At 66.1% G+C, this 8,298-nt stretch carries 9 protein-coding genes; 5 read left to right on the top strand and 4 right to left on the bottom strand.

Annotated features, from left to right (window positions below; all coding sequences use genetic code 11):
• Together F6S12_RS18600 and F6S12_RS18595 are read right to left on the bottom strand one after the other, a co-directional pair.
• On the bottom strand, nucleotides 1-121 hold a 121-nt coding region (locus F6S12_RS18600; protein ID WP_315869189.1), incomplete at its 3' end, for a hypothetical protein.
• 67 nt (nucleotides 122-188) lie between these two features.
• Nucleotides 189-482, bottom strand: coding sequence for a hypothetical protein (locus F6S12_RS18595; RefSeq protein ID WP_011059050.1), 294 nt, complete (start codon nucleotides 480-482; stop codon nucleotides 189-191).
• Nucleotides 483-672: 190 nt separating this feature from the next.
• On the opposite strand from F6S12_RS18595, the gene F6S12_RS18590 reads away from it, so the two are divergent.
• The 5 genes from F6S12_RS18590 (at nucleotide 673) to F6S12_RS18570 (ending at nucleotide 5,094) form a co-directional block, all read left to right on the top strand.
• Nucleotides 673-978: a MazG-like family protein gene (locus F6S12_RS18590; protein WP_011059051.1), complete on the top strand. Its 306-nt coding sequence runs from the start codon at nucleotides 673-675 to the stop codon at nucleotides 976-978.
• Nucleotides 975-1,724 carry a methyltransferase domain-containing protein gene (locus F6S12_RS18585; RefSeq protein WP_011059052.1) on the top strand — a complete coding sequence of 250 codons (750 nt, stop codon included), beginning with the start codon at nucleotides 975-977 and terminating at the stop codon, nucleotides 1,722-1,724. Before F6S12_RS18590 ends, F6S12_RS18585 begins: the two co-directional genes overlap by 4 nt.
• Before the next feature lie 11 nt (nucleotides 1,725-1,735).
• A complete protein-coding gene (locus tag F6S12_RS18580) occupies nucleotides 1,736-2,344 on the top strand; it encodes a DUF4136 domain-containing protein (protein WP_019095460.1) in 609 nt (202 codons plus the stop codon).
• 38 nt (nucleotides 2,345-2,382) lie between these two features.
• Nucleotides 2,383-2,940, top strand: a complete 558-nt coding sequence (locus F6S12_RS18575; RefSeq protein ID WP_053156174.1) for a DUF4136 domain-containing protein — start codon at nucleotides 2,383-2,385, stop codon at nucleotides 2,938-2,940.
• A gap of 159 nt (nucleotides 2,941-3,099) precedes the next feature.
• Nucleotides 3,100-5,094 (top strand): pilus assembly protein TadG-related protein, encoded by a 1,995-nt coding sequence (locus F6S12_RS18570; RefSeq protein WP_161466593.1) that lies wholly within the window; start codon nucleotides 3,100-3,102, stop codon nucleotides 5,092-5,094.
• On the opposite strand, the gene F6S12_RS18565 is transcribed toward F6S12_RS18570, so the two are convergent.
• Both F6S12_RS18565 and F6S12_RS18560 read right to left on the bottom strand, forming a co-directional pair.
• On the bottom strand, nucleotides 5,079-7,847 hold the full coding sequence (locus F6S12_RS18565; protein ID WP_194237378.1) for a PAS domain-containing sensor histidine kinase: 2,769 nt from the start codon (nucleotides 7,845-7,847) through the stop codon (nucleotides 5,079-5,081). The genes F6S12_RS18570 and F6S12_RS18565 overlap by 16 nt on opposite strands.
• The gene (locus F6S12_RS18560; RefSeq protein ID WP_011059057.1) at nucleotides 7,844-8,281 is read right to left on the bottom strand and encodes a TadE/TadG family type IV pilus assembly protein; all 438 of its coding nucleotides are present in this window, start codon (nucleotides 8,279-8,281) and stop codon (nucleotides 7,844-7,846) included. The genes F6S12_RS18565 and F6S12_RS18560 overlap by 4 nt, the downstream gene beginning before the upstream one ends.
• Between the last annotated feature and the right edge of the window lie 17 nt (nucleotides 8,282-8,298).

Genomic DNA, 8,298 nt, shown 5'->3' with positions numbered 1-8,298 from the left:
CCGTGCTGTCCACCAGCGCTACCAGGGGCACGGAAATGTTCGACAGGATCATCGGCGCGGCCAGGGCCCAGACGCGGCGATGGGTGGGGCGGTGACGCCAATCGGAAATCAGGGGGGGCATGCAGGCTCCTTGCGAGAGCGGGCATTGTACCCGGCGCCCGCGGGCGCCGGGGGTTAGTGCGGGGGGATCAGTGGATGATCCAGCTCAGCAGCCAGAGGCCGAGCACCAGCCAGATGATGCCGAGGATGATCGAGGCTCGCATGAAGGCGCGGATCGCCGAGTACAGGAACATCAGGCCGATGATCAGGGCAATGATGCTGACGATCGAGGTGTCCATGCCCAGGGCGCGGGACAGGCCGTCGACAAAGTTGCCACCGGCGTGGGTCAGGGTATTGAACAACCCGCTGAGCAGGTCGACGATAAAGCGGATCACCGAGCCGATGGCCTGGCCGAGCCATTCGAAGAAACTTTCTACCTGCATGTGCGCGTCCTGATGAAAGATGGGCCGAGTGCCCGAGCTCAAGCTTGGGCCATGAACACCCGTGGCGAGTTCCCTGTTAAGCATAGAAGCTGCCGGGGGTTGCGCATTCTGGAGGAGCCGGCTTGCCGGCGAAAGCGCTCTTGCGTCCCACGCCCATCCCCCGGAAGCTATACGCCTTCAGGAGACCCCGATGAACCTAGAGCAACTGACCCAACGCCTGCACGCCATTCGTGACCGCAACGATTGGCGGCAATTTCACAGCCCGAAGAACCTGGCCATGGCCGCCAGCGTCGAAATGGCCGAGCTGGTGGAAATCTTCCAGTGGCTGAGCGAGGACCAGTCGCGGCAACTGCCAGCAGACAAGCTGGCCCATGCCGGCCAGGAAGTGGGGGATATCGTCCTCTACCTGCTGTTGCTGTGCAGCGAGCTGGGGTTGGACATGGACCAGGTGGTACGCAGCAAGCTGGCGGACAGCGAACGGCGGTTCTGCTCATGAGCGACCGGCATTTCGACCAGTTGGCGACCCGTTTCGCCGAGAAGATCTATGGCGGCGCCAAAGGCGCGATCCGCCTGGCGGTGCTCCAGGCCGATCTCAAGGAAGCGCTGCCCGAGCGGCCACTGCGGGTGCTGGATATCGGCGCCGGGCTGGGGCACATGTCCTTGTGGCTGGCCGAGCGCGGGCACCAGGTCACCCTGGCCGAGCCTGCCGCGCCCATGCTTGAAGGCGCCCGCCAGCGCTTTGCCGACGCCGGGCAGCAGGCCACCTTCATCCAGGCGCCCTGGCAGGAACTGCTGGGGCAACTGACCGAACCCTACGACCTGGTGCTGTGCCACGCGGTGCTGGAATGGCTGGCCGAACCCCACGCGATCCTGCCGGTGCTGCATCAGTTGACCGCCGCCGATGGCTGGCTGTCCCTGGCCTTCTACAACCGCGACGCACTGGTCTACCGCAACCTGCTCAAGGGCCACTTCCGCAAGATGCGCAAGAACGACATGGCCGGCGAGAAACAGAGCCTGACCCCGCAACAACCCCTTGATCCTCGCGAGCTGGCGGCGCAACTTGAGGGCCTGTGGCGAGTCGAAAGCCAGAGCGGAGTGCGGGTTTTCCACGATTACATGCCGGTGGAGTTCCAGGCCCGTGCCGAGCTGACGGATCTGCTGGAAATGGAGCTGGCTCACCGTCGACACCCAAGTTTCGCCGGGCTTGGGCGTTATCTGCATTGGCTGTGCCGGCCGGTCTAACGGAGTGTGCAATGAAACACCGCCTGGGTCTGATCCTCCTGTGTTCGGGGCTTGCCGCCTGTCAGGGCAGCAACCCCTATGTCGCCAGCTCCAACCCGCTGCCGCCGGCCCCGCCGCAAGCGGCCAACACCTTTGACCGCAGCGCCTACCCCGCGCCGCAACGGGACTATGGCCGCTACCGCAACTGGGCCTGGCTCAATGGCCGCCTGCCCAGCGGTTCGGCCTGGGCCGACTCGGCGCAGATTGCCGAGGCGGTCAGCAATGCCCTGGATCAGCAGGGTTTGCGCCCTGTGCACGACAACCGGCCGGCGGACCTGTGGGTCAGCGCCGACCTGCACCTGGAAAAGCGCCTGCGCCAGGTCCAGGACGACTACGGGTATGGCGGTTACGGCGGCTATAACCGTTATGGCCCGGGCTACGGCATGTACGGCAGCGTGCCGGTGGTGCGCACCTACGAGGTGGAAGTGGTGGTGGTGCGGGTCAACCTGTATGACGGCGCCAGCGGCCAGCCGGTCTGGAGCGCCAGCGCCGAGACCAGCAGCCGCGGCAGCCTCGGCGAGCGGGCCGATGCCTTGCGTGAGGCGGTGCAAAAGGCAATGGCGGCCTATCCTCCCAGTTAGGATCGCCCCCGGTTTTTGTCTTCAAGCGGAGAAACAGCATGTTCCATCGAATTGCTCTACTGGTGTGTGCCGCCTTGCTCAGTGCCTGCGCCGCCAACCAGGTCAATCATGACTTCGACGCCAGCCGGGACTTTGGCGCCTACCGCAGTTGGAACTGGAAAGAACCCGCCCTGCAATACCGCCCGGATGATCCACGGATCAAGAGCGACTTGACCGAACAGCGCATCCGCCAGGCGGTGGCCGAGCAACTGGACCAGCGCGGCCTGCGTCCGGCCCAGGGCGGTGCCCGGGCCGACCTGAATGTGCAGGCGTACCTGATCGTCGAGGACCGCCAGCAGCAGGTCACCACCAACTATGGCGGCGGTTGGGGCGGCCCGTGGAATGGCTACTGGGGCGGGCCGATGTACAACGAAACCCGCAACATCACCTATAAGGTGGCAACCATCCAGATCGACCTGCTGGACGGCAAGGACGGCAAGCTGGTGTGGCGCGGCAGCGACGAGCAGATGCTCAGCAGCTCGCCCAACCCGGCAGATCGCAGCGCCGCGGTTCGCACTACGGTGACGCGCATCCTGCAGAACTACCCGCCCCACTGAAACCTTCGACCGGGCAGGGCGGCACAGGGTGTGCGGCCCTGCCTGCTGCCGCCAGTCCGGCGACCCCGCGCCCCGGCCGGCGTCTGCCACGGCCTTTGACTACACTGCTTTCATCGATGGAGATAGCGCTCGGCTGCGAGCCGGTAAAGGAGTGCCCCGATGTCTCCCCTGAAGCGGTTTTACGGCCCGGCCCGTCAGCGCGGGGCCATTGGCCTGATGGCGGCGGTGACCTTCGGCCTGGCGTTGTTGCTGATGCTGCTGGTAGTGGACAGCGGCCGGCTCTACATGGAACAGCGCAAGTTGCAGCGCGTGGCGGACAACGCCGCGCTGGAGGCCGTCAGCCGTGGCGGCACCTGCCAGGCCGGCCTGACGGCCGCCGCCTACGCCGGCCAGAACGCCACCCGCAACGGCTTCACCGTAGCCACCGGCAGTAGCCTGAGCACTTCCTGCGGTTCCCTGACCACCGGGGCCAACGGCCTGCGGACCTTCACTGCCAACCCTGCACAAGCAGTGGCGATACGGGTGATCGCCACCCATACCGTGCCCATCAGCGTGGCATCGGGGGTGGCGGCCCTGTTCACACCGGGGCCGATCAACCTCACCACCCAGCTCAGCGCCACGGCCGTTGCCGCGGCGCCGACGCCCACCGTGGCGCAGTTGAGCATTCGCAGCACCCTGGGCACCGTCAGTACCGCGCAATCGAGCATTCTCAACCCACTGGTGGGCGGGATGCTGGGGGGCAGCCTGAGCCTCAGCGCAGTGGGCTGGAACGGCTTGCTCAACACCAACATCAACCTGCTGAGCTACCTCAACCAACTGGCGATCAATCTGGGGGTGGCCGCTGGCAATTACACCCAGTTGCTCAACACCACCACCAGCGTGACGCAACTGATCCAGGCGGCGATCACCGTGGTCCAGGCCAATGGCGCCACCGCCGACATCCTGACCGCCCTGGGCAACCTGCAGGTTGCCGCGATCAATGCCGCGCCCTTGAAGCTGGGAGATATCCTGCAGTTGCAGACCGGCCTGCCCAGCACCGCCCTGGATGCCAACCTGCAACTGTTCCAGCTGTTGCAGGCGGTGATCCAGTTGTCCAACAGCAACAGCGCGGTGGCGGCGACCTTGCCGATCAACGTGCTGGGGCTGGCCAATATCACGGTGCAGGCCAAGGTCATCGAGCCGCCGCAGTTGTCGGCCATCGGCAATCCGGCGCTGGCCAAGGCCGATCCCATGGGCGCCAACCGGATCTATGTGCGCACTGCGCAGGTACGGACCCTGGTGCGGGTCAATCTGTCCCTGCCGCTGGTTTCCGGGTTGAGCACCGCGGTGGGCAACCTGGTGGCGCCGCTGACCCCGGTGTTGAACAGCCTGCTGAGCCTGAACCTGGTGGCGACCCTGGGTTCGGCGTTATGCCTGCTGGGGGCGGGGTGCGAACAGCTATACCCGGCCATCGCCTCCTCATCGGAGATCGACCTGAGCCTGGACGCGGGGGGCGCGATTGCCTATGTCACCGACTACAGCTGCCCGGTGAACAACAGCGGGAGCAAAAGCCTGACCGCCCATGCCATCAGTTCCATCGCCGACTTGAAGGTCGGCCAGATCGACCCGGCCAATGCCTTTTCGTCTGCCGCCGAGCCCGTGGTGAAGCCGTTGCCGCTGGTGGACCTGGGCATACGCACCTGCTACCAGTTCCTGGTCCTGCCGGGGCGCTGCGACCCGGTGGTGCACTACGCGGGCGGCGGCATCGCGGTGATGGTCAACACCAGCGTGGCGCAGAATACCCAGGACCTGGTGTTCTCCAGCTCGGCGTCGCCGTTTCCGATACCGCCCAACGTCAACCAGACCCCGACTTACCAGACGGCGGCCCCGACCACGAACATCGTCAACAGCCTGGCGGGCACCCTGGCCGGCATCAACCTGATCGTCTACAAGCCGGTCAACAACAACCCGCTGGGGGCCATTGTCACGGGGCTGGCTTCGGCCATCAGCGGGGTCAGCAACCTGCTCACGCCGTTGATCACCGGGCTACTGAGCCCGCTGCTGGACCCTCTGCTGAATAACCTGCTGTCGGGGCTGGGGATCAACCTGATGGACGTGGAAGTGGGGGCCAACCTCACCTGCGGGCAGACCGGCAAGGCCTACCTGGTGATCTGATCCGCCTCGGCGATCGGCAGTTCGATGCAGAAGCGCGCGCCGTCCTGGCTGTTGCTGACGCTCAGGCGGCCCCCCATGTTCTGCACGATGCCATAGCTCACCGACAGCCCGAGCCCGGTGCCGATGCCCACCGGCTTGGTGGTGAAGAACGGCTCGAAGATCCGCTCCAGCAGGCGCGGGTCGATGCCGCCACCATTGTCCTCGACCCACAGGCGTACCCACTGCTCGTCGCGCTGGCCGTACACGGCGATCCAGGGTTTGAAGTCGTGCTGCTTTTCCTGTTTGCCCAGCAGGGCGTCCCGGGCATTGACCAGCAGGTTGATCAATACCTGCTCCAACTGGTCGACAAACCCCAGCACCTGGACCTCGAACCCCAGCTCGCTGATCCGCAACTCCAGACCCTTGCCACGCATGCCTTCGGCCAGCAGCGAGAGGGTGCCTTCGATGGCGTGGGCCGGGTTGAACGGCTGCTGTTCCACTTCCGAGCGTCGGCCGAACACCCGCATGTGGTCCACCACCCGGGCCGCACGCTGGACCTGGGCGTCGATGCGCTTGAGCTTGTCGGTGAGGTAGTCGATCTGCACGTCGCCATTGCCCAGGCGCTTGAGCACGTTGACGATGGCCATGCGCATCACGTTGAGCGGCTGGTTGATCTCGTGGGCAAGCCCGGTGGCCATTTCCCCCAGGGTGGCCATTTTCGCGCTTTGCGTGAGCTGCTGCTGGGCGCGCCGGACTTCGGTGTTGTCGCGGCCCACGGCCTGGATTTCCAGCAGTTGCCCCTGTTCATCGAACACTCCGCGATCCGACCACACCCACCAGGCATGTTCGCGCCCGGGCAATTGCAGGTTGATCTCGGCGGTGCTCACGGGATATTCCGGGCTCAACAGCTTGAGCCGGCGCTCGAAGCCTTCACGCTGTTCGGCGGACAGCCACTGCCCCAGGTTGCTGCCCGGCAGTTCCTCGGGGGCGCATTCCAGGTAGGCCGCCAGCGGCCGGTTGCCAAAGGTCAGGGTCAGGTCCGGGCGATAGCGGCAGATCATCGCCGGCGAATCTTCCACCAGGATCCGATAGCGCTCTTCGCTCTGGCGCACCTGCTCGGCGGCCAGGGTTGCCTCGGTGATGTCCAGCCACAGGCCGACGGCTTCCACCGGCAACCCCAGGTCGTCGCGCAGCAGCTTGGCTTCGTCCAGCACCCAGTGGTATGCCCCGTGGCGATCGCGCAGCCGATAGCGGGTATGCACACTGCCTTCGCGCAGCAACTGGCGGCAGCGCTGGAAATACAGGTCGCGGTCGTCGGGGTGCACCCACTCCGCCAGGGGCTGCGCCGTGCAGTCCGCCAGGCTCCAGCCCAGCAGGGGTTGCAGGCTGGCGCTGAAAAAGCTCGGCTGCAAGGCGCCTTCCTGGTAACGCTGGACGTAGATCACCGCCGGTGAACTGGCGATCAGGTTGTCCAGCCGGGCATGGGCGGCGGCGGCCTGCTGCTGTTGGTTCTTGATGTCGCTGATGTCCAGCATGAAACCCACCAGGCGTTGGCTTTCCCCTCGGCCCAAGGCCTGGCCCTGCAAGCGATACCAGCGCTGGGGGGCGCTGGGGTCGGGCTCGTGCAGGCGCACATTGAGCAGCAGCGGCTTGCCCAGTTTCAGTTCCTGCAGGCGGCTGCTGAGTTCACCGCGGTCGGCGGGATGAATCAGTTCCAGCCAGGCCTGCACGTTCAGGCGAGCGCCATCCTCGGGCAGGTGCAGGCTGGCGGCCAGGCGGCTGGCCAGCAGTATTTCGGCGGTGTCCGGGCACAGCTCCCACCAGCCGGCGCCCAGCAGCCCTTGGAGGGCCTCCAGGCGTTCCAGGTGCAGGTGATGGCGATGCTCTCGCAGGCGACTGAGCAAGGGCCCGGCGAGGGCTGCGGCGAGCATCAGCCAGTCGCGATCCAGCAGGTACGGGGCATGCTGCTGGACCGCGTAGCAGCCGCACAAGAGCCAGGCGGCGACGCCGTGATCATCCCGATACGGCACCAGGAAGCCTTCGCGATGGCCGAAGATGCCTTGCAGTCGCGGGTGTTCGTTGAGGCCCTGGATCTGGTTCAGGTGCTGCGGGGTGTTGCCGCTCAGGCTGTCCAGGCCGGCCCCCAGAGCCTGGCCTTCCTGCCACAGGCGCGGGGCGTCATGGGCGCTGTAGCAGCTGTGGATCACCCAGCCCTGCTCCTGCTCGTCGAGCAGGGCCAGGCCGAGACAGGGAATGTGCCAATAGCGGGCCAGGTCGGTGAGTTGGTCGTGGAGCACGTCCGGCAGGCGGGTCAGGTTGCACAGGCGCAACTGTTCGCTGGCCTGGGCGGCAAACACCCGGCACTGCTCGCGCCCCAGGGCCTGTTGCCGCTGCTGGACCAGGTCGCCGATATCCAGCAGTTGCAGGTGCCATTCCTGCCCACAGCGCTGGACCCAGCCGCGCAGGTGCAGGGGCTGGCCGCCGGCGCCGCGCAGGTCCAGGTCCAGCACCTGGCCGCTCCAGTCGGCAGGGCCGCCCTCAAGGGCCAGGACGCTGCCGGGCAATACGTAGTCCAGCAGGTGCGGTGGCTCCCGGGAGGGGGGCAGCTGGATCAGGCTGTGGCGCAGCGGGCCGTGGCTGGTGAGGATGCGCCCCTGTTGATCGAGCACCAGTTGCAGGCCCACCGCCTGGGGCGGCAGCGGGCTGTGCGGCTGTGCGGCGGGAAGCGCCTGGCGGCCCAGTAGACGTCCGAGCAGCTTGTCGCCAGAGGTCAAAATTGCAGACTCGAGCTAGCGGTCAGGGTGGTGGGCAGGCTGGGTACCGGGCCGATTCCCGGCAGCACCAGCCGCGGCAGCACCTGGTTCAGCTTGCTGGTGGGGTAGTTCACCGAGACCGTCAGCACCCCGGCGCTGTACACCGCGCTGTAGTCGGTGGCGGCGAAGTTGAAGGGCGGGGGAATCCACTGGGTCTGGGTCTGCACCACGCTGTTGGCGAGGTTCTGCACGGTGGTGGCGTAGTTCGGGGTATTGGGGTCGACCATCACCGCGCGCCGCACCGCTTCGGCAGTGGCCTGGTGGAACGACTGCATCATCAGCAGCGGCAGGCTGTAGCTGACAAGACCGTAGAACACCGCGAAAAAGATCACGAACACCGCGGCGAATTCGATCGCCACAGCGCCTTTCTGCTTTCTAGGGAGGCCTGGTTTCATGAGTGCGTCTACCCTGA

Origin of the sequence: Pseudomonas sp. JV245A (assembly GCF_032424515.1) — a bacterium.
In the GTDB taxonomy this organism is placed as follows: domain Bacteria; phylum Pseudomonadota; class Gammaproteobacteria; order Pseudomonadales; family Pseudomonadaceae; genus Aquipseudomonas; species Aquipseudomonas protegens.
Note: the sequence above shows the minus strand (reverse complement) of the source record. Positions and strands in the feature narration are given on the sequence as shown.